General features: G+C 74.4%; 20 protein-coding genes and 1 pseudogene. 10 read left to right on the top strand and 11 right to left on the bottom strand.

All coding sequences use genetic code 11. From position 1 onward, the window contains the following. Positions 1–47: 47 nt before the first annotated feature. Together ACQZOG_RS14875 and ACQZOG_RS14870 are read right to left on the bottom strand one after the other, a co-directional pair. Positions 48–254: a DUF4287 domain-containing protein gene (locus tag ACQZOG_RS14875; RefSeq protein ID WP_033276616.1), complete on the bottom strand. Its 207-nt coding sequence runs from the start codon at positions 252–254 to the stop codon at positions 48–50. A gap of 97 nt (positions 255–351) precedes the next feature. Then, entirely contained in the window at positions 352–1485 is a 1134-nt protein-coding gene (locus ACQZOG_RS14870; RefSeq protein WP_058916416.1) for a sugar ABC transporter substrate-binding protein, read from the bottom strand. A gap of 309 nt (positions 1486–1794) precedes the next feature. Here ACQZOG_RS14870 and ACQZOG_RS14865 point away from each other — a divergent pair. The 3 genes and pseudogenes from ACQZOG_RS14865 to ACQZOG_RS14855 all read left to right on the top strand — a co-directional run. Beyond that, positions 1795–1917 (top strand): annotated as a pseudogene (locus ACQZOG_RS14865) (SCO2400 family protein); the annotation flags it as partial. 441 nt (positions 1918–2358) lie between these two features. Continuing rightward, positions 2359–3513 carry an SCO2400 family protein gene (locus ACQZOG_RS14860; RefSeq protein WP_351036614.1) on the top strand — a complete coding sequence of 385 codons (1155 nt, stop codon included), beginning with the start codon at positions 2359–2361 and terminating at the stop codon, positions 3511–3513. A 51-nt stretch (positions 3514–3564) separates the two neighbouring features. Beyond that, on the top strand, positions 3565–3885 hold the full coding sequence (locus ACQZOG_RS14855; protein WP_033276614.1) for an antibiotic biosynthesis monooxygenase family protein: 321 nt from the start codon (positions 3565–3567) through the stop codon (positions 3883–3885). Positions 3886–3895: 10 nt separating this feature from the next. Here the strand turns inward: ACQZOG_RS14855 and bla are convergent, their stop codons facing one another. Then, a complete protein-coding gene (bla, locus tag ACQZOG_RS14850) occupies positions 3896–4816 on the bottom strand; it encodes a class A beta-lactamase (RefSeq protein WP_351036616.1) in 921 nt (306 codons plus the stop codon). Positions 4817–4842: 26 nt separating this feature from the next. Continuing rightward, positions 4843–6471, bottom strand: a complete 1629-nt coding sequence (locus ACQZOG_RS14845) for a penicillin-binding transpeptidase domain-containing protein (protein WP_203550474.1) — start codon at positions 6469–6471, stop codon at positions 4843–4845. A gap of 85 nt (positions 6472–6556) precedes the next feature. Between ACQZOG_RS14845 and ACQZOG_RS14840 the strand changes: the two genes are divergently transcribed. Next, a complete protein-coding gene (locus ACQZOG_RS14840) occupies positions 6557–7525 on the top strand; it encodes a LysR family transcriptional regulator (RefSeq protein ID WP_359672899.1) in 969 nt (322 codons plus the stop codon). Further along, positions 7522–8412, top strand: a complete 891-nt coding sequence (locus ACQZOG_RS14835) for a serine hydrolase (protein ID WP_359672901.1) — start codon at positions 7522–7524, stop codon at positions 8410–8412. Before ACQZOG_RS14840 ends, ACQZOG_RS14835 begins: the two co-directional genes overlap by 4 nt. A 122-nt stretch (positions 8413–8534) precedes the next feature. On the opposite strand, the gene ACQZOG_RS14830 is transcribed toward ACQZOG_RS14835, so the two are convergent. The 3 genes from ACQZOG_RS14830 to ACQZOG_RS14820 all read right to left on the bottom strand — a co-directional run bounded on the left by ACQZOG_RS14830 (position 8535) and on the right by ACQZOG_RS14820 (position 10199). Beyond that, positions 8535–8738: a cold-shock protein gene (locus ACQZOG_RS14830; protein WP_006134583.1), complete on the bottom strand. Its 204-nt coding sequence runs from the start codon at positions 8736–8738 to the stop codon at positions 8535–8537. A gap of 237 nt (positions 8739–8975) precedes the next feature. Next, entirely contained in the window at positions 8976–9356 is a 381-nt protein-coding gene (locus tag ACQZOG_RS14825; protein WP_033276610.1) for a MerR family transcriptional regulator, read from the bottom strand. Positions 9357–9503: 147 nt separating this feature from the next. Beyond that, positions 9504–10199, bottom strand: a complete 696-nt coding sequence (locus tag ACQZOG_RS14820) for a TetR/AcrR family transcriptional regulator (protein ID WP_033276609.1) — start codon at positions 10197–10199, stop codon at positions 9504–9506. Positions 10200–10279: 80 nt separating this feature from the next. Here ACQZOG_RS14820 and ACQZOG_RS14815 point away from each other — a divergent pair, with 80 nt between their 5' ends. The 5 genes from ACQZOG_RS14815 to ACQZOG_RS14795 all read left to right on the top strand — a co-directional run bounded on the left by ACQZOG_RS14815 (position 10280) and on the right by ACQZOG_RS14795 (position 15207). Next, positions 10280–11539: a cytochrome P450 family protein gene (locus ACQZOG_RS14815; RefSeq protein WP_359672903.1), complete on the top strand. Its 1260-nt coding sequence runs from the start codon at positions 10280–10282 to the stop codon at positions 11537–11539. A 77-nt stretch (positions 11540–11616) separates the two neighbouring features. Next, positions 11617–12003 carry an ArsR/SmtB family transcription factor gene (locus ACQZOG_RS14810; protein WP_037640714.1) on the top strand — a complete coding sequence of 129 codons (387 nt, stop codon included), beginning with the start codon at positions 11617–11619 and terminating at the stop codon, positions 12001–12003. Continuing rightward, positions 12000–12314 carry a hypothetical protein gene (locus tag ACQZOG_RS14805; protein ID WP_033276607.1) on the top strand — a complete coding sequence of 105 codons (315 nt, stop codon included), beginning with the start codon at positions 12000–12002 and terminating at the stop codon, positions 12312–12314. Before ACQZOG_RS14810 ends, ACQZOG_RS14805 begins: the two co-directional genes overlap by 4 nt. A gap of 197 nt (positions 12315–12511) precedes the next feature. Next, positions 12512–14635, top strand: a complete 2124-nt coding sequence (locus ACQZOG_RS14800) for an MMPL family transporter (RefSeq protein ID WP_359672905.1) — start codon at positions 12512–12514, stop codon at positions 14633–14635. Positions 14636–14835: 200 nt separating this feature from the next. After that, positions 14836–15207 (top strand): DUF6479 family protein, encoded by a 372-nt coding sequence (locus ACQZOG_RS14795; protein ID WP_033276605.1) that lies wholly within the window; start codon positions 14836–14838, stop codon positions 15205–15207. A gap of 87 nt (positions 15208–15294) precedes the next feature. Here the strand turns inward: ACQZOG_RS14795 and ACQZOG_RS14790 are convergent, their stop codons facing one another. The 4 genes from ACQZOG_RS14790 to thrS all read right to left on the bottom strand — a co-directional run bounded on the left by ACQZOG_RS14790 (position 15295) and on the right by thrS (position 20310). Next, on the bottom strand, positions 15295–16062 hold the full coding sequence (locus ACQZOG_RS14790) for a carboxypeptidase regulatory-like domain-containing protein (RefSeq protein ID WP_359672907.1): 768 nt from the start codon (positions 16060–16062) through the stop codon (positions 15295–15297). Between the two features lie 144 nt (positions 16063–16206). After that, positions 16207–17910, bottom strand: coding sequence for a glycoside hydrolase family 13 protein (locus ACQZOG_RS14785; RefSeq protein WP_359672909.1), 1704 nt, complete (start codon positions 17908–17910; stop codon positions 16207–16209). 148 nt (positions 17911–18058) lie between these two features. Next, positions 18059–19045, bottom strand: coding sequence for a nucleoside hydrolase (locus tag ACQZOG_RS14780; RefSeq protein ID WP_037640704.1), 987 nt, complete (start codon positions 19043–19045; stop codon positions 18059–18061). Positions 19046–19083: 38 nt separating this feature from the next. Further along, positions 19084–20310, bottom strand: coding sequence for a threonine--tRNA ligase (gene thrS / locus ACQZOG_RS14775; RefSeq protein WP_193454407.1), 1227 nt, complete (start codon positions 20308–20310; stop codon positions 19084–19086). Between the last annotated feature and the right edge of the window lie 272 nt (positions 20311–20582).

The raw sequence follows: 20582 nt of genomic DNA, 5'->3' as shown, positions 1-20582 counted from the left end.
ACCCGCCGCCACGCCCCGCGGTCACACCCACCGCCACACCCCCGCGGTCACCCCTTCTCCGCGAGGGTGTGGGCGACCAGGGCGTTGGCGTGCCCGTGACCCAGGCCGTGCTCGATCTTGAGCCAGGTGACCAGTTCCATGTGCCGGGTCAGCGGCGAGGAGCGGATGAGCTCCTTCCACTCGGCCACGGGGCGGCCGTACTTCTTCTCGATCGACGGGAAATAGCTGGCGGGGCCCTTCACCTGTGCGCTCATGACGACCGGTCCTTCCTCCGCTCGCGGACACCTACAGTCATGAAGACCGGGGCAAGGACCCGAACTCATCGGCGGCCGGACGTGACCCGCGTCACTCTCAGCCGGTGAGCCCGATCTCCGCGCAGTCGTCCGCGTGCGCCGGGGTGCAGATCTCCTTGACGGTGTAGACGCCGTCCGCGATCACCGTGTCCTCGATGTTCTCCCGGGTGAGGGCGACCACCGGCACCAGCATCGCCGGGATGTCCTTCCGCGACCGGCTGTCGATGACGTCCTGCGCGAGCGCGTCGAACTGGATCGCCCGGTCCTGCACCTTCGCCACCGCCATGTCCGCGGCCCCGGTCGCCTCCAGCAGGAAGGACTTGTACACCGTCATGTACTGGGTGCCGGAGACGACCCGCCGCACCGCCTCCAGGTCCGCGTCCTGCCCGGTCACCGGCGGCAGTTCGCCGACCCCCGCCTGCTGGAGCTCCTCGATGACGGCGCCGGCCATGCCGTCGTTCGCCGAGTAGACGGCGGCGACGTTCCCCGCACCGACCTTCTTGAGAGCCTTGCGCATGTTCTCCGCCGCGACCTCGGGCAGCCACTTCCTGGTGTCGTACGACGCGGCGATGTCCACCGCGCCGTCCAGCTCGCCCAGCGCGCCCTTCTTGAACAGCGCGGTGTTCGGGTCGGCGGGCTCGCCGTTCATCATGACGACCTTCTTGTTCTGGGCCTTCTCCCCGAGCGCGTTGACCAGGGCGCGGCCCTGCACCTGGCCGACGAGTTCGTTGTCGTGGGAGACGTACGCGTCGATCGGGCCCTCGGCGAGCCGGTCGTAGGCGATGACGGGTATGCCCGCCCGTTTGGCGAGGCGCACGTCGGGCGCGACGGCGGACGCGTCCACCGCGTCCACGAGGATGACGTCGACCTTCCGGCCGATCATCTGCCGGAACTGCTCGCTCTGCTTCTCCTTGCTGCCGTCGGCGTTGGCGTAGACGACCTCGCCCTGCTTGTTGGTCTGCGAGGCGATGCGCTCCTTGATGAGCGGGTAGTCGAACTGCTCGAACCGCGCGGTGTCCCGGTCGGGCAAGAGCAGGCCCACGGTGATGTCGTAGTCGGCGCGCGCGTCCGCGCTGTCATCGTTGTCACCCGATCCGAGCGCACCGCAGGCGGTGAGGGAGAGGGCCGTGAGGGAGGCGGTGAGCAGCAGGGCGCAACGGCGTGCGGCGGCAGCGGTGGTACGGGGCTTCAAGGTGGGGATGCCTTCCGGGCGGGGCGTGCGGCATGGGGGTGGAGCTGGACGGCCGACGCGGCACGCGGTACGGCGTCGGGGCCGACGTCCGGCCGGGCCCAGAACGTTGCTCAGCAGTGTGTCCGTTGTGCGGTGGTGCGGCACGCGTGCTCACGACCTTCACCCCGGGCACGCCGAGAATGTGCGCAGGAGCGGCACACGGGCTGCACACAGGGGGCCGTGGGCCTGGCTAGCGTGACTGTCCCCTGCCCGGACCGGGCCGGCCGCGCCTGCGTGGACGCCCGGTACGACACCTCAGGAAGACAGCGGATGGACTACTGCTCCACGTGTCGTCGGCACCTGAACGGCGCCCTGGTCTGCCCGGGTTGCGGCGCCTACGCCCCCGACATCGCCCCCGGCGGCACGGTGGGCGGCCACCGCGTCCCCGGACGAGCGGCGACGGGATCGGCACCCCGCGCCGCCGAAGCACCCCCGGCCGGCGGCTGGTTCACCGCTCCCGCCCGCTCCACACAGCCCCCGCGCCCCGACGCCGGCCCCCGGCCCCTCCTCTCCACGGGACCCAACGATCCCGCACGGCCGGCCGCTTCGGCGCGACCCTCCGACGCCGGACGCCCCCTCGACGGCGCACGGTCCGCCGACACCACATGGCCCGCCGGCGCCGGCCGGCCCGCCGACCCCATGCGGCCGCACGGCGGCCCGGAGTCCATCGACTCCACACGGCCCGACGAGCCCGCGTGGCCGAGCAACGGCCCAGGGCCTACCGACTCCACGAGATTCGTCGGAGCCGCGAGGCACCATGACGGCGCGCGGTCCTCCGACACCGCGCGGCCCAACCGGCCCGCGTGGCCGGGTGCTTCCGCACGGTCCACCGACATGACCCGACCCGCCTCCTCCGCACGCGCCTCCGACACGACATGGCCGGTCGGCGCCGGAGGACCCGCAGGAACGGGGCGGCCCAACGGCGGCCCGCGGCCGAGCGGTTCCGCACGTCCCACCGGCAGCACGGGTTTCCTCGACTCCACGCGGCCCAGCGCGCCCGGAGATGAGCCCTCCGGGCCGGGCGGGTCCGCGCGGGCCACCGGCGCCGCGCGGCCCAACGACCTCGCACGCCCCGCCGGTTCCGCAGGCGCCGCGCGCACCCTCGGTGGTGCTCTGGCGGGCGACGCCCCGCGCGTCGGCGGCCGGCCGGGTGGGGAGGCCGCGCCCCCCGCCGAAGGCATACGTTCCGTCGTCCCCGCCCGCCGTACCGAGGCCGCGGTGTTCTCCGCCCCGGCTCCGCCCGCCGGGGCCGCGCCGTACGAGGAAGCCGCGCGGCACGCCGAGACCCCGTCGCCCGAGGAGACCGGCGGCCCCGCCGCCGACACCCCGCATGCCCTGCCGGCAGGCCCCGCCACCGGACGTGCCGCGCGGCGGCGGCAGTTGGCGCGCTGGAGGAAGACGCAGCGGCGCGCCCTGGTCGCCACGGCCGTGGCGCTCGTCGGCGGCGGCATCACCCTCGCCTCGACGGACCGGGGCGGCGGCGACCGTACGCAGGCCGCCACCGCGCCCGACCTGCACGGCATGGGCGGCGCCGGCGGCACCACGGACGAGGCGGCCGACGCCCCGTCCGTCTCCCCGGACCGTACGACCGCCCCGCCGCGGGCCGAGGACCGCCGCAGCACGGCGCTTCCCGAGGTCGCGCCCACCACCACCGCGCCCCCGTCCGGCACCCACACCGACGGCGCCGCCGCCACCGAGGTGCCCGCCGGGGGACGATCGGACGCGTCCGAGTCGGTGTCCCGTTCCGGCGACCGCTCCGAGGCGAGCCGGGGCACCGGCGGCGGAGCCCCCGGCTCCGGCGGCTCGACGGCCCCCACGCGCCCCTCCACGCCCCCGCCCTCCGCCGACGACGGCAGCGGCGACACGGGCGGCGACGGCGGGTCGGACCAGGGCGACGGATCGTCCGCCCAGCCGGCGCCCAGCACCCCGCCGCCCGCCGACGAGCCGCGTGACCCCCGCCTCTGCCTGCTGGTGATCTGCCTCGGCTGACCGCGCGGCCCCGACCGGCGGTCCGGACGGGGGCTGCGGGACAATCGCGACATGAGCGTCGTCAAGATCAACGTACTCACGGTTCCCGAGGACCAGCGCGAGACCCTGGAGAAGCGGTTCGCCGCGCGGGCCGGGGCGGTGGAGAGCTCGGACGGCTTCGAGTGGTTCGAGCTGCTCCGCCCGGTCGAGGGCACCGACACCTACCTCGTCTACACCCGCTGGCGCAGCGAGGAGGACTTCGAGCGCTGGAGGGACGGCCGCGGGCAGGCCGCCCACGCCGGCCCGCAGGGCGACAAGCCGCGCCCGGCGGCCACCGACGCCACCCTGTGGTCCTTCGAGGTGGTCCAGCAGGCGGCGCCCCGCCAGGACTGACCGGGGGGCGTCACCCCAGCACGTCCAGCACCCGCCGCGTCGCCTCCGCCACCAGTTCGTCCTGGCCGGGCGCGGCGCGGTCGGGGCGGTCCGTCAGCACCGACAGCACCAGCGGTGAGCGGCCGCCGCCGGGCCACAGCACGGCCACGTCGTTGGCGCGGCCCCATTCGGCGGTGCCGGTCTTGTCGCCGACCTTCCAGCCGCGCGGCACGCCCGCCCGGATGCGGTCGTCGCCGGTGGTGTTGCGCACCAGCCAGTCGGTGAGCAGGGCGCGCCCGGCGGCGGGCAGGGCGTCGCCGTGCACGAGGGCGCGGTAGTCGGCGGCGATCGCGCGGGGCGTGGTGGTGTCGCGCGGGTCGCCGGGCGGGTTGCTGTTCAGCTCCGGCTCGGTGTGGTCCAGCCGGGTCACCCGGTCGCCGAGCCGGCGCGCGTACGCGGTGAGGCCGCGCGGGCCGCCGATGTCCCGCAGCAGCAGGTTGCCGGCCGTGTTGTCGCTGTACCGGACGGCCGCGTCGCACAGCTCGCGCAGGGTCATGCCCTGCCCGGTGTGCTTCTCGGTGACGGGCGAGTACGGCACCAGGACGGCCGCGCCGTAGGAGATCCGTTCGTCCAGGCGGGCGCCGGGGCGCCGGTCCACGACCGCTGCGGCGGCCAGGGTCTTGAAGGTGGAGCAGAGGGCGAAGCGCTCGTCGGCGCGGTGGACGACGGTGGCTCCGGTACCGGTGTCGACGGCGAAGACGCCGAGCCGGGCGCCGTACTCGCGTTCCAGCGCGGCGAGGTTCCGGGGACTGACCGGGGACGGTGTGCCGCGGCCGGGGGTCGCGGAGGAGCCGGCGGCAGGGGCGCGGTCGGAGGTGTCGGTGGCGCAGCCGGCCACGGGGACGAGGGCGGCGGTCAGCAGCAGCGAGCGGCGGGAGAGGCGTGCGGTCATGACGGTACGTCCTTCGGAGGCGGGGGTCAGGAGCTGGGGGCGGCGGACAGCAGGGCGTGCAGCACGGGTCCGGCGGAGCCGCCGCCGGTGACGCCCTCCTCGACGACGCAGGCCACGGCGACGCCGTCGCGGTGGGCGACCATCCAGCCGTTGTTCTCCTGCTCGTCGGAGACCTCGGCGGTGCCGGTCTTCCCGCCGACCTCCCCGGACAGCGGGGCCAGGGCGCGCGCGGTGCCCTCGGTGACCGTGGCGCGCAGCAGTGTGCGGAGCTGGCCGACGACGCGGGACGGCAGCGGCTCGGTCCTGGTGGTGTCCTCGGTGCCGGCGACGAGGACGGGCTGGTGGAAGCGGCCGGAGACGGCCGTCGCGGTGACCGACGCCATGATCAGCGGGTTGGCCTGCACGCGGCCCTGGCCGATCATCGACGCGGCCTTCTCCGTCGCGTCGCGCGGCTCGGGCACGGACCCGTCGTACGAGGGGACGCCCACGTGCCAGGTCTGGCCGACGCCGAAGTACCGTCCCGCGACCTCCCCGAGCTCGCCGTCGCCGAGCCGGCCGCGCAGGCCGATGAAGGCGGTGTTGCAGGACTCGGTGAACGCCTTGCGGAAGGTGGCGCCCGGGTGGGCGGAGGTCTCGACGTTCTGGAACCGCTTGCCGACGGTGAGGTAGCGAGGGCAGTCCACGACGTCGTCCGGGTCGACCGCGCCCTTCAGCAGCAGGGCGCTGCTGGTGACGATCTTCCAGGTGGAGCCGGGGGCGTAGGTGCCGGAGACGGCGCGGTTGAAGCCGTCGGCCGGGGAGTTGGCCACGGCGAGGATCTGTCCGTCGTCCACGCGCAGGGCGACCAGCGCCGCGTTCTTCCCGCCGGCCTTCTTCAGGGCCTGCTCGGCGGCGGACTGCCAGCGGGCGTCGAGGGTGGTGCGTACGGGTCTCCCGTCCTCGGGCGTCTTCGGGCCGAACGCCGCCTCGGTGCGGCGGGCCTCCCCGGTGACGCGGTCGACGAGCAGCACCGCCCCGCGCGGGCCTCCGCCGGGAGTGGAGCGGGCGAGCTGGTCGAGGACCGGGCCGAGGGAGGGGTGGGTGGCCGCCGACAGGGTGCGGCCGGCGCGGTCGTCCGCGCGGACCGGCTCGGCCTCCTCCCGCTCCAGGCGGAACTTCTCCGTGCCGCTGAGCCGCGGATGCACCAGCGACAGCCGCCAGTCCACCTTCCACTCGCCGCCCCGCTTGCGCAGCGGCAGTTCGGCGGTGTACGTCCACGTGCCGAGGCCGGCGACGGGCATCCGCGCGGTGTACGGCACCGTGACGGCGCGCCCGCCGGACTCCTCGTCCTCCACGGGTTTCCCGGCGGTGAGCACGGGTTTCTCGATGTCGAGCCCGGCGGTGAAGCTGCTCAGCACCTCCTGGGCGCGGTCGGGTCCGGTGGTGCGGGCGGCGGCGTCGGGGAGGCGCCCGGCGGCCCAGTCGGCGAGGAACGCGCGGGCCTCGGCCACCGCCTCCGGGTCGGGCCCTGACTCGCCCGCGAAGGGGCCGAGCCCGGCGCCCCAGGCGCCGCCGACGCCGACCGCGGCGACCGCCGTGACGGCGACGAGCGCCTTGACCACCGTGCGGGGGCGGCGGCGGGGACCGGTACGGGGAAGGTCGGGAAACGTGTTCATGCCCCGACCACAGCAGTGACGAGGGCCATCCGTCCAAGTCCGCTATCAATCATGGACCGATAAGCACTCGATATGATGACTGGTCGTGGACCTGGTGCGGCACCTGGAGTGCTTCGTGGCTGTTGCCGAAGAGTCACACTTCGGCCGTGCCGCCGCCCGTCTCGGCATGGCGCAGCCCCCTCTCTCGCAGCGCGTGCAGCGGCTGGAACGCGAGCTGGGCGTGCGGTTGTTCGAGCGCACCAGCCGTCAGGTGCGGATCACGGAGGCCGGGACGCTGTTGCTGGCCGAGGCGCGGGAGGTGCTGTCCCGCACGGAGTCGTTCCTCGCCGCCGCCCGACGGGTGCGCGACGGCGAGACGGGCCTGCTGCGCGCCGCGCTGCCCCCGGACCTCTCCGGCAAGACCGTGGCCGCCCTGCTCGCGGACTTCGGCGGGCGTCACGCCGGGCTGGAGCTGGAGCTGCACGAACTGTCCACCGCCCAGCAGCTGGACCGGCTCGCGGCGCACGACCTGGACGTGGGCGTCGTCCACCACCCGTGCGACGTGACGGGTCTGGAGCTGGGCCCGGTGCTGCGCCGGGAGATGGGCGTGCTGCTGCCCGCCGGCGCCGCGGCGGCCGCCCTCGACGAGGTCCCGCTGCCCGCGCTGTCCGGCCGTGACCTGGTCCTCTTCCCCCGCACGGCGGCCCCCGCCCTCTACGACGAGCTGCTGACCACCTGCGCCCGCGGCGGCTTCACCCCCGGCGCCGTCCGCCACGGCCAGGGCGCGAGCTTCGTCAAGGGACTCGTGCTGTCCTCGGGGGCGGTCGCGCTGTGCCCGCGTGACGCGGCCCCGTCGGGGCAGGGGAACGGGGAGGCGGACGTCGTGTGGCGTCCGCTGACCGGCGGGGCGCCCGCGCTGCGGCACTCCGCGGCCTGGCCGAAGGGGCGCGGCGACGCCGCCGTGCTGGCGTTCGCGGCGGCGGCCACGCACGCCCTGCGCACCGCCGCCGGCGCGGTCCCCGACGTGCCGGCCCGTCCCCTGCATCTGCGACCGGCATCGGAGTACTGGCTGTGACGGACGCCGTCGCCCGCATCCGCGCGGCCCTCACCGACGCCGGGGTCACCGGCTGGCTGCACGCGCTCGACATCGACTCGGGTGAGCAGCTCGACGCCGGGGGCGACCAGCCGGTGTGCACGGCGAGCGTCCACAAGCTGTGTCTGCTGGTCGCGCTGCACGAACAGGCCGAGCGGGGCGCGCTGGACCTGACGGAGCAGGTCGAGAGCGTACCGAAGGGGCGGACGGCCGGGCCGACGGGGGTGGCGGCGATGCTGGACGCCGCCCGGATGTCCCTGCGCGACCTCGCCTATCTGATGATGGCGGTCAGCGACAACGCGGCCGCGGACCTGCTGCTGCGCCGGGTGGGTCTGGACGCCGTGAACGCGACGACGGACCGGCTGGGCCTGACCCGGACGCGGGCGGTGCACTCCTTCGGCGAGATGCTGGCCACCGTCAAGGAGGACGCGGGACCGGAGGGGGCGCGCGCGCTGGCCGATCCGCGGGTGGTGAGCCGGCTGCGGGCGCTGGACCCGGCGCGCACCAACCGCAGCACCCCGCGGGACATGACCCGGTTGCTGGGCGCGGTGTGGCGGGACGAGGCGTGCACCCCGGAGCACGGCGCCGCCATCCGGCGGATCATGGGACTTCAGGTGTGGCCGCACCGTCTGGCCTCGGGTTTTCCTTTCGACGACGTCCATGTCGCCGGAAAGACCGGGAGCCTGCCGACCCTGCGCAACGAGGTGGGCGTGGTCGAGTATCCGGACGGGGGCCGTTACGCGCTCGCCGTCTTCACCCGGACCGCCCACACGGCGGCGACCCTTCCGGCGGCCGACGCGGTGATCGGCACGGCGGCGCGGATCGCGGTGGACGCGCTGCGTGCGAGGGCGTTCCGCTCGTCGCGCTGACCGTCACGCCGGGGCGCGGCGGAAAACGTACGGAAAGAATGTCCGTGGACAAACGAAAAGCGGGTGCCCGCACATGACGTGCGAGCACCCGCTCATCCAAACCTGCGTGCAGGTCAGGAAGGTCAGGCGGGAACGATGTTCTCCGCCTGCGGGCCCTTCTGGCCCTGGGTGACGTCGAAGGTCACCTTCTGGCCTTCCTGGAGCTCGCGGTAGCCCGAGGTGGCGATGTTCGAGTAGTGGGCGAACACGTCAGCGCCGCCGCCGTCCTGCTCGATGAAGCCGAAGCCCTTTTCCGAGTTGAACCACTTGACCGTACCGGTGGCCATAATTTTCTCCTGAGACAGTGCGGGAATCGCACTTCACGAATCCCTACATCGTCGCGATGATCACCTGCCCGGAGAACCGGTTCAAACTGGCAACCACAACTGCAACTGACGTCAGCCTAGCACGGAAAGGATTCTCGGCAAGCGAGGAAAATCACTGGAATAAACCCGGACGGCATGTTTAGCGAAAGGAATTTCTCGCGGGCGGGGAGGAAATCCTGCGCCGGCCGGGACAGATTTTCAGCGATGCCCGTGGACCGTGTCGGCACCCTGCCGGCGGAGCTCCTCGTTCGTCCGTTCGGCCCGCTCGAGCTGGTCCTCGAGGCTCACGATGCGGCACGCGGCGTCCACCGGTGTGCCTTGGTCGACCAGCTCGCGGGCGCGGGCGGCGAGCCGCAGCTGGTGGCGCGAGTAGCGCCGGTGACCACCGTCCGAGCGGGTCGGGGTGATCAGCCGCGCCTCACCGAGAGCGCGGAGGAACGCGGGTGTCGCTCCGACCAGTTCCGCGGCCCTGCCCATGGTGTAGGCCGGGAAGTGGTCGTCGTCGAGCCGGTCGGCGACGGGCGGCCGGTCCTGGTCCGGCTGCCGGCCGTCGGCGTACGGCTGACTTTCCGAGGGCATACGCACCTTTCCGCGGACCACAGCGTCACGGTCCGCCACGGGGACAGGTTCCCCACCGACAAACTCTAGTCGCCTCGGCGGAAAATCTGTCGTGGCGCGTACAGATGTCCTCGGCTGCGCCTTGTCGTCCGCTGCGGCTCCGCCGGTTCACCCGTCCGTGGGCCTGGCCCGGTGGGGTCCCATCTCCCCGAGCACCTGACCCAGTTCCTCCTCGTCGAGCGGCCGTCCGGGCAGCGGGCCGGGGTCACGCGCGGGCCCGCGCAGCCCTTCGAGGAACAGGGTGAGGGGGCGTCGCCAGGCGTCGGGGCCGGCGGCGACGGCCAGCGGCGGCACGGCGCGGCCCAGTGCCGCCAGGGTGAAGAGAAGGTCCTCGGTGGTGACGTCGGCGCGCACGCTGCCCTGCGCGCGGGCGCGCTCCAGCAGCACGTCGACGGTCTCGCGGTTGTGCGCGTGCACCGCGCCGAGCGTCTCGACGTCCGGCAGACGGGTGGTCATCAGGTCGTTGGTGCCGCGATCGGCCGCAAGGGTGGCGAACACGGCGTCGAGATAGCCCGTCAGGGCGGCCCACGCGTCGGGCGCGCGGCGCGCGCGCTCACCCGCCTCCATCGTTCCCGTGAGCTGGTCGCAGAACACGGCGTCCACGAGCGAGGCGCGGGTGGGGAAGTGGCGGTAGAGCGTCGCGTTGCCCACCCCGGCGCGGCGCGCGATCACGTCCAGCGGCGCCTCGAGTCCCTGCTCGGCGAACACGGCGTGCGCCGCCTCCACCAGCCGCTCCCGGTTCCGCCGCGCGTCCCGCCGCAGCCGGGGCGGGGCGGGCGTCTCGGGTCCTTCACCGACGGTCATGGGTTCCTCCGTACGAACCGGGGAGTGCTCCCCGGGCGGATGCTATCGTCCCGCAGGAAACTGGGGACCATTCCCCGCTTATGATCCGCTCCCCGAGAGGACACACCGTGTGCGCCGACGGACCCGCGCCCCTGGAGTGGGCGCCGACGCCCTTCCCCTTCGACCGGCTCGCGGCCCTGCGCGCCGAAGGTCCGGTGCACCGGGTGCACGTCCCCGGCAGCGGGGACGCCTGGCTGGTGGTGACCCGGGACGCGGTACGCGCCGCGCTCACGGATCCCCGGCTGCGCAACGACATCCGGCACTCGGCCGGCTGGGAGAGCGACGGCGGGCACGCGGTCGGCCGCAACATGCTGCAGAGCGACCCGCCGCACCACACCCGGCTGCGGCGGCTGGTCGCCGGCCACTTCACCCCGGGCCGCATCGCGGCGCTGCGCCCCCGGATCGAGGCCGTGGCCCTCGGCCTGCTGGACCGGATGCCGGAGGCGGGCACCGCCGATCTGGTGGGCGGGTACGCGCTGCCGCTGCCGGTCACCGTGATCTGTGACCTGCTCGGCGTGCCCGCGGAAGACCGCGAGGACTTCCACACCTGGTCGAACGACCTGGTCACGCCCACCGGCGCGGAGGCCGCCGCCTCGGCCGCCGCGCTCACCGGCTACCTCACCGGCCTGATCGCCCGGAAGGCCCGCACCCCCGACGGCACCCTGCTCGCCGGCCTGGCCGCTCCCGACGCGTCCGGCGCGCTCTCGCCCGAGGAGCAGCTCGGCATGGCCTTCCTGCTGCTGGTCGCCGGGCACGAGACGACCGTCAACCTGATCTCCGCGACCGTCCTCGCTCTGCTCACGCACCCGGACCAGCTCGCCCTGCTGCGCGCCCGCCCGGAGCTGGCCGGCGCGGCGGTCGAGGAGTCGCTGCGGCTCCACTCGCCGGTGCACGCGGGCGCCTTCCGGTTCGCGGCGGAGCCGCTGGAACTGGCCGGCACCCGCGTGGCCGCCGGGGACGCCGTGCTGGTCTCCCTGGCCGCGGCCTCCCGTGACCCGCTCGCCTTCCCCGACCCGGACCGCTTCGACCTCACCCGTCGCCCCCAGGGCCACCTGGGATTCGGACACGGCGTCCACCACTGCCTCGGCGCCCCGCTCGCCCGCGCGGAGGCCGTCGTCGCCCTGAACCTGCTCCTGGAGCGGCACCCCGCTCTCGCCCTCGACGCCGACCCCGAGGCCCTCACCTGGCGCGCCGGCACGCTGCTCCGAGGACTCACCGCCCTCCCCGTGCGCCTCGGCCCGCGCACCCCGCCGTCGGGGCCTCCCGGAGCCGACCCTGAAAGATCCCCCATCCGACCCTGAGATGTGTCAGAAATCTTTGACAGGTGCCTCGGACCCCTGTCAGCCTTTTCTGACAGGTACGAGGGAAAGGGGCCCTGATGCCCGAGGTCCCGCCGCCGGCGCCCACGGGTGACGCTCTGCTGAAGATCCTGACCGCGCTCGGCAACCCGCACCGGATGCGGATCGTGGCGGCGCTCGTGGAGAACCGCACGTACGTCAGCGCGCTGGCGCGCGAGATCGGCATCAGCCGGCCGCTGCTGCACATGCACCTGCAGCGGCTGGAGGCCGCGGGCCTCGTCACCGGCACGCTCGAATCCGCGGACGACGGCAAGACGGTGAAGTACTACGACGTCACGCCGTTCGTCTGCGAACTCACCCCGCACACCGTCGCCCGCGCGGCCGCGACGCTCACCGACGACGGCGCGGGCACCGCCGACCGCGGCACGGGCCGCTCGGACCGAGGCGCGAAAGAGGAAGCGAAGTGAACGACGAACTGGTGACGCAGGCCGCCGGCGCCGAAGAACTCGGCGTGCTGGTCGGGGCCGTCGGCGCGGCCGGGTTCTTCACCCTGATGATCGTGATCGTCTGGCAGGTGGCGGCCACCTGGCGCGCCCGCCTGCTGGCCGCGCGCGAGGAGCAGTACAAGGAGCTCGCCACGCGGTACGCGCAACTCCTGGAGGACACCGTGGAGTTGCAGCGCCGTTCCGCCGAGGAGCAGCGCCGGCTGCTGGAGGAACTGGCACAGACCCGGCTCGCCGTCGGGTCGATGGAGAAGATGATGCGCGAGATCGAGTGACCCGGTCCGCGGGTGCGCGCAGGTGTACGGCCGGGAGCGGCAACTCCCGGCCGTACGGAGGAAGCACACGCCCCGGACACACCCCGAACCGAGCACCGCGGCAGGTCGTCACACCCTGAGCGCCGTGGTGCGGGATCCGTGCGCCCCGCGCCGGCCGTCACCGGCCGGCGGTGCGCCTCACACCAAGGAGAGTACTCATGCGCGCCCTGTTGCAGCGCATCGCGCGTGCGCCCGGCGGGCGCCGCGGGAAGTGGGCCGTGCTCGCGGCCTGGCTGATCGTCGCCGTCGCCCTCGGCCCGCTGGCCGGGAAGCTCGGCGACGTCGAGGACACCAGCCCCAACGCCTTCCTTCCGCACGGCGCCGAGTCCGCCCGCGTCAACACGGAGCTGGAGAAGTTCCGTACGGACACGGTCATGCCCGTGGTCGTCGTGTACACCGGGGCGGGCGCCCGGGAGGCGGCGGACGCCGATCGCGCCGCACTCGACCGGTTCACGGCCGAGGGGCAGCGGATCACCGGCCCGGTGCCGTCGGACGACGGCGAGGCGCTGATGACGGTGGTCCCGCTGGACACGGAGGACGAGGTCACCGACACCGTCGACGCCCTGCGCGACATCGCGGGCGCCAACGCCCCGCCCGGCACGGACGTCGAGGTCGGCGGCCCCGCCGCCTCCCTCACCGACAGCGTCGCGGTGTTCGACAGCCTCGACGCCACCCTGATGATCGCCACCGGACTCGTCGTGACCGCCCTGCTGCTGATCACGTACCGCAGCCCGGTGCTGTGGCTGTTCCCGCTGCTGTCGGTCGGCTTCGCCGCGGTGCTCACCCAGGCGTCCACCTACCTGCTCGCCAAGCACGCCTCATTGCCCGTCGACCCGCAGAGCGCGGGCGTGCTGATGGTGCTGGTCTTCGGCGTCGGCACCGACTACGCGCTGCTGCTCATCGCCCGCTACCGCGAGGAACTGCACCGGCACGAGGACCGGCACCGGGCGATGCGGATCGCCCTCACCCGCTCAGGACCGGCCGTGCTCGCCTCGGCCGGGACCATCGCCGTGGGCCTGGCCTGCCTCGCCCTGGCCGACATCAACTCCTCGCGTTCGCTGGGCCTGGTCGGCGCGGTCGGCGTGGTCTGCGCGTTCCTCGCCATGGTCACGGTGCTGCCCGCGCTGCTGGTGCTCGCCGGACGCTGGGTGTTCTGGCCGTTCGTCCCCCGCTTCGGCACGCCCGCGCTCAAGGAGCGCACGGTGTGGTCCCGGATCGGCGCCCTGGTGGCGCGGCGTCCTCGCTGGTCGTGGCTGATGTCGGTGGCGGTCACCGGGGTGCTCGCGCTGTCCACGGCCGGGATCTCGCTGGGGCTCACCCAGTCGGAGATGTTCCAGGACAAGCCCGAGTCCGTCGTCGCGCAGGAGCGGCTGTCGGAGCACTTCCCGTCCGGCGCCTCCGACCCCGCGCAGATCGTCACCCGCACCGCCGCGGCGGGCGGGGTGCGGACCGCCGCGGACGGCGTCGACGGGGTGGCCCGGGTCGAGCCGGGCGGCGACCGCACGCCCGACGGCTCCCTCACCCTGCTGTCGGTGGTGCTGGAGGACGCCCCGGACAGCGACGCCGCCAAGGACACCGTCGACGCGCTGCGCAGCGCCGTGCACGCGGTGGACGGCGCGGACGCCCTGGTCGGCGGGACCACCGCGGAGAGCCTGGACACCGCGCGCGCCGCGGACCGTGACCTCACCACCGTGGTGCCCGTGGTGCTGCTGGTCGTCCTCGCCGTGCTGGTCGGACTGCTGCGGGCGCTGGTCGCGCCGGTGCTGCTGCTGGCCACCGTGGTGGTGTCGTACCTCGCGGCGCTCGGCGCGTCCAACCTGCTCTTCGAGCACGTCCTCGGCTACGCGGGCGTGGACTGGTCGATCCCGCTGATGGGCTTCGTGTTCCTGGTGGCCCTGGGCATCGACTACAACATCTTCCTCATGCACCGGGTGCGGGAGGAGACCGCGCGGCTCGGCGTCGCGCGGGGCGTCCTGGAGGGCCTGACCAGCACCGGAGGGGTGATCACCTCGGCCGGTGTGGTGCTGGCGGCCACCTTCGCGGTGTTCGCCGGGCTGCCGCTGGTGACGATGGCGCAGATGGGCGTGCTGGTGGGGATCGGCGTCCTGCTGGACACCTTCCTGGTGCGCACGGTCATGGTGCCGGCGCTGGCGCTGGACCTCGGCCGGCGGTTCTGGTGGCCGGGGAGGCTGTTCCGGGACGCGCCGCGGCTCGACGGCGACGGCGGTTCCGGCCGGGCGGCTCAGGCGCCGGAGCCGGTGGCGGGGAGGACGACGGTGTAGCGGCGGAACGGAGACGGGAAGGCCGGGGCCGGGCCCCGAGCTGCACACGTGGGGACGCGACGGCCCGTCCCGGCCTTCCCTCTGGCCGCAGCCTGCCACCCCGTGCGGGGCGCCGCCTCCCGGCAGAGCCGAATGGGGACTGCGGCCCAATTCGGGCATAGCGGGAGCTTTATCACATTTCCTGGTCCATACTCGGAAACATGAACACGGCAACGCTTGTACAGCTGGCCGCCAGCGACCACCAGTGGGCCGTGGCAGCGGCCTTCATCGGCGGCATCATCGTGGCAGGTGCCCTGGTCTGGGCCGTCCGCGCGGGAATGCGGTACATGGACCAGGAGTCCCCGCGCCCCCAGCCCGACGAACAGCCGAAGCTGCCGGACGGCGGCGCGGTGCGCGAGATGCGGGAGATGCGGGAGCCCGACGAGATACCCCTCACGCCTCGCAGCGGTTCACGGCTCATGCCGTACGAGCTGCACCATGCGAGCACCAGGACCGGTAAGGACCAGCAGAGGAAGCGGTGGCTGCCGGGGTCCAGCGGAGCGTTCGGCAGCGGGGGCCCGGGGCACGTGTGACCCGGGCCGGGTCGGGCGTGGGGCTCGTTTTCAGGCTCGGCGCCCTGACCTGCCGTTCGCGCAGTTCCCCGCGCCCCTTCGGGGGCTTCAAGCCTCCGTGGGAGGTGAGCCCACGCTGACCTGGATCTGTTCGCTCGACGCCGACACGCCGTTCATCGTCGCCGTCGCCTGCAGCCGGTTCGCCCCGGCGGGCAGATCACGGCCGGGAGCGCAGCTCCACGCCCCGTCGGCCCCCGCCGTGTCGCCGCACACCTCGTTCCCGTCCTGGTCGGACACGGTCACCCGCGCCCCCGGGTACGCCGTGCCCGACGCGGTCGGCCGGTTCCCCAGCGGAACCCCCGACTCGGGCCGGGACAGCACCGGCGACGGCAGCCCCACCGTCACCTGGCACCCCCCGCTCGCCCGCTCGGCGCCCCCCGCGTCCGCGAGCCGCAGCACGCATCCGTCGAGCCGGGTCCCCGGCACGGCGTCGGCGGGCACCGCCACCACGAAGGGGAAGGTGCCCGTCTGCCACGGGCTCTCCGCCGACGTGGCGGTGTACGCGGCACTGCGGCCGTCGGCGGCCACCTCGCCCCGGTAGCCGGCGGCGGTGAGCGGCACACCGGTGACCTTGGCCCCGGCCGGGGCCACCAGCGTCAGGCTGGAGCCGAATCCGAGGGCGGGCGCGGACAGCCCCGACGCCTCGACGATGCCGTCCCGTCCGGGCGGGACCGTCACGGAACCCCAGAGCACCCGGTCGCGCGGCGGCGGGGCGCCCCCGTCGACGGCGGACGCGGGTCCGGCGGCCGCCCACCCGCCCGTGAGAAACCCGGCCGCCGTCACCACGGCGGCCGCTGTTTTGCTGGACCTGTTCATCGAGGACGGGCTCCCTGTACGCCGGACGTCGGACACACCTGCGACCGACTCTGAGGGCCCGCCTCACCACCCGCCCGCCCACGACCCCCGTCCGGGTGGCGGCACCGGCCCGGCGCCGCCACCCGTCACTTCACCCCGTCACACTCAGCGCGTCAGCCACACCGTCGTGTCCGGGGGCAGGTGACCGCCGGACAGCGGGGCGCTGGTGAGGGCGACCTCGCCCGCCGGGAGGGGGACCGGCGCGCCGGACAGGTTCGTCACGCAGCGCCAGCCGTCCCCCCGGTCGAACTGGAGGACACCCTCCGGCGTCTCCTCCGCCCAGCTCAGCGTCTCGCCGTCGATCAGCTTGCGGCGCAGCCGCAGGGCCGTGCGGTACAGCTCCAGGGTGGACCCCTCCACCCCGTCCTGCGCCTCCACGGCGTATGCGGCGAACGACGGCGGCTGCGGCAGCCACGCGCCGTTCGCGCCGAAGCCGTACGACGGGCCGGCCGTGGTCCACGGGAGCGGGACGCGGCAGCCGTCACGGCCCTTGCGGACGTGGCCGGTCTGCTCCCAGATGGGGTCCTGGAGGACGGACGTGGGCAGGTCGGCGACCTCGGGCAGGCCCAGTTCCTCACCCTGGTAGACGTACGCCGAACCGGGCAGCGCCAGCATCAGCAGGGTGGCGGCGCGGGCCCGCCGCAGTCCCGCCTCCGGGTCGACGGCGGGCGCGCTGCCGCCGGACAGCAGCCAGGCGTTGGTGTCCGTGCCGGGCGGCAGCATCAGCCGGGAGGCGTGCCGGACCACGTCGTGGTTGGACAGCACCCAGGTCGCGGAGGCGCCGGCCGCCTGCGCGGTCGCCAGCGAGTTGGTGATGACCTGGCGCAGTTCGTCCGCGTCCCACGCGGCTTCGAGGTACTCGAAGTTGAAGGCCTGGCCCAGTTCGTCCGGGCGGGCGTACAGGGCGCGCCGCGCGCCGGGCACCCACGCCTCCGCCACGGCCGTACGCGGCGGGGTGTAGGTGTCGAAGATCTTCCGCCAGTCGCGGTAGATCTCGTGCGTCTCGTCGCGGTCGTAGAACGGGTGCGTGCCGGGCGCGAAGTCGACGAGGGCCGTCTCGCCGCCCGCCGCGTGGTCGCCGAGGTCGCGCAGCGGCTCCTCGAGGTCCTTGGTGAGGGCGTGCGCCACGTCGACGCGGAAGCCGTCCACGCCCCGGTCCGACCAGAAGCGCAGGGTGGTGCGGAAGTCCTCGCGGACGTCCGGGTGGTCCCAGTTCAGGTCGGGCTGCTCGGCGGCGAACAGGTGCAGGTACCACTGCCCGTCCGGCACCCGCTGCCACGCGCTGCCGCCGAACACGGACTGCCAGTCGGTGGGCGGCAGCTCGCCGCTCCCGCCGCGGCCGTCGCGGAAGACGTAGCGGTCGCGGGCCGGGGAGCCGGGCCCGGCGCGCAGCGCCTCCTGGAACCAGACGTGCTGGTGGGAGGTGTGGTTGGGGACGATGTCGACGATCACCTTGAGGCCGAGCCGGTGCGCCTCGCGGACCAGCGCGTCGAAGTCGTCGAGGGTGCCCAGGCGCGGGTCGACGTCGCGCGGGTCGGCGACGTCGTAGCCGCCGTCGGCCAGCTCGGACGGGTAGAACGGGCTGAGCCACAGGGCGTCGACGCCCAGCGCGGACAGGTGCGTGAGGCGCCGGGTGATGCCGCGCAGGTCGCCCAGACCGTCGCCGTCGGCGTCGGCGAAGCTGCGGGGGTAGATCTGGTAGACGACGGCCTGCCGCCACCAGTCGGGGTCGCGGGAGGAGAGGTCGGGCGTGGCGTCGGGGGCGGGGTGCGGCGGCCGGGGGTCGGGCGCGGTGGGGCGGTCGGTCACGCGGGGTCTCCTCTGGGTGTGCGGGTACCGGCGGAGAAACTGACCAGAACACCGTAAAAGCGAACGCACCGGTAACCGGGTGCCATTCCCCCCGGGTGTGGCGGACCGCACGCCCGGGGGAAGCGCCCGAGGTCGAACAGACGTCCGGTCAGGCCGGGAAGCGTTCGACCGTCGTCAGGTAGAGCTTCACGTAGCGCTCCACGTCCACGTCCAGGCCGACGTCCACCAGCGTCTGCTCGCGGGTGCCCTCGTGCAGCTCCGACTCCCCGATGCGGGGACGGCGGTCGACGATCGTCTGGCCGCGCGCCGGGCCGGGCGCCAGGGACACCTCGACCGGGAGGCGGTGGGTGGTCAGTCCCTCCGGGTCGGCGACCGCGCACAGCGCGCCCGCGTCACCGAGGCCGCCGGAGTCCTCGCCGGGGTCGTCGGGACGGCTGTCCGGGTGGGCGGGGCGGTGGGCGAGCAGGTCGCCGGCCAGCCGGGCGCCCGGTTCGTCGCTCGCGCGCAGCCGCCGCACGTCGTCGCCGGGGACGACGACCCGGGTGAACACGTCCAGCCCGTACATGGTGATCGGCACGCCCGCGGTGAGCGTGATCGCGGCGGCCTCCGGGTCGTGCCACACGTTGAACTCGGCCACCGGGGTGGCGTTCCCGGCGCCCGCCGCGCCGCCCATGAACACGATCCGCTCGATGTTGCGGGTCACCTCGGGATGGGTCCGCAGCAGCAGGGCGATGTTGGTGAGCGGCGCGGTCGGCACGAGGGTGACCGGGCGGGGCGAGGCGAGGATCTCGCGGCGCAGCAGCGTCACCGCGTCCGCGTCCACCGGGGTGCGGCGCGGGGCGGGCAGGGCGAGGTCGCCCATGCCGTCGTGGCCGTGGACGTGGCGGGCGGAGCGCGGCGCCTCGATCAGCGGACGCTCGGCGCCCCGCGCCACCGGGACGTCCGCCGCGCCCGCCCGCTCCAGCACGGTCAGCGTGTTGCGGACGACGCCGTCCACGTCCGTGTTCCCGGCGACGCAGGTGACGGCCCGCAGGTCGATCCCGGGGTGCCGCACGGCGAACAGCAGGGCCAGGGCGTCGTCGACGCCGGTGTCGCAGTCGATGATCACCGGAACCTGCTGACGGCCGTCGGGCACCACGGACTCCTTCGTCGGGCGAGGTCTGCCCGTCGACCTTACGCGGGCTCCCAGAGCGCGGTCCCGCGTGCGCGCACCCGCCCCTCCACGCGTCGCAGGAATTCCGCCACCGGCAGCACGCCGGGCCGCCGCCCGTCCCGCAGTCGCACGGCGAGCATGCCGTCCTCGGCCTCCCGTGCGCCCACCACCGCCTGGTACGGCACCAGCCGTGACCGGCGGATCCGGGAGCCGAGACTGCCCTCGGCCCGGCCGCTCACCTCGGCCCGCAGCCCGAGCGCGACCGCCTCCCGCACGACCGCGTGGGCGTGCTCCTCCTGCTCCTCGCCCACCGGCAGCACCACCAGCTGCAGCGGGGCCAGCCACGGCGGGAACGCGCCGCCGTGCTCCTCCAGCAGATGCGCGACGGCCCGCTCCACGCTGCCGATGACGCTGCGGTGCACCATGGCCGGCCGGTGCCGGGCGCCGTCCGGGCCGGTGTACCGCAGGCCGAAGCGCTCCGGCTGGTGGAAGTCGATCTGCACGGTCGACAGGGTGGACTCGCGGCCCGCCGGGTCGGTGATCTGCACGTCGATCTTCGGGCCGTAGAAGGCGGCCTCGCCCTCGACGGCCTCGTACGGGACGCCGGACGCCTCCAGCACCTCGCGCAGCAGCGCGGTGGCCCGTCGCCACAGGGCAGGGTCGGCGACGTACTTCCCCCCGCCGCCCGGCAGCGACAGCCGGTGCCGGGCGGCACGGATGCCCAGGTCGGCGTAGGCGCGGGAGATGAGCCCGAGCGCCCCGGCGGCCTCCTCGACGGCCTGGTCCGGGGTGCAGAAGATGTGCGCGTCGTTCAGCTGGATGGCCCGCACGCGGGTCAGCCCGCCGAGCACGCCCGACCGCTCCGAGCGGTACATGCCCCCCAGCTCGGCCATCCGGAACGGCAGGTCGCGGTGGCTGCGGGTGCGGGAGCGGAAGATCAGGGCGTGGTGCGGGCACAGGCTGGGACGCAGCAGCATCTGCTCCCCGCCCACGTCCATCGGCGGGTACATGTCGTCGCGGTAGTGGTCCCAGTGCCCGGAGAGTTCGTACAGCTCGCGTTTGCCGAGCACGGGCGAGTACACGTGCCGGTAGCCGGCCGCGCGTTCCGCCTCACGGACGTACTCCTCCAGGGTGTGCCGTACGACGGCGCCGTCGGGGAGCCAGTAGGGGAGGCCCGCGCCCATCAGCGGGTCGGTGTCGAACAGGCCGAGTTCACGGCCGAGGCGTCGGTGGTCGAGGTCGCGCACGGCGTCCTCCTCGGGGTCGGGAGGCGAGCACCACGCGCGGCGAAGCCCCGGGGCACTCGCCCCGGGGCTTCGTCAGTGGTCAGCTGTCAGCGCGCCGGGACGGTCTCCGGCGTCGTCGTGCGGGACACATGGGCGCGCTGCATGCCGCGGACGGTAGCAACGGGCGGCGGGCGGGCGCACGCGGTTTTCGCGGCGCGGGCGACAGGCGTGCGGGCCGCTCACCCGGACGGCTCGCCGCGCTGGTGGGAGGCCTGTGCCGGTGGTGCCGTAGG

The sequence above is a fragment of the Streptomyces sp. P13-3-3 genome (assembly GCF_050571355.1).
In the GTDB taxonomy this organism is placed as follows: domain Bacteria; phylum Actinomycetota; class Actinomycetes; order Streptomycetales; family Streptomycetaceae; genus Streptomyces; species Streptomyces althioticus.
This window is presented reverse-complemented; position numbering and strand designations above follow the sequence as displayed.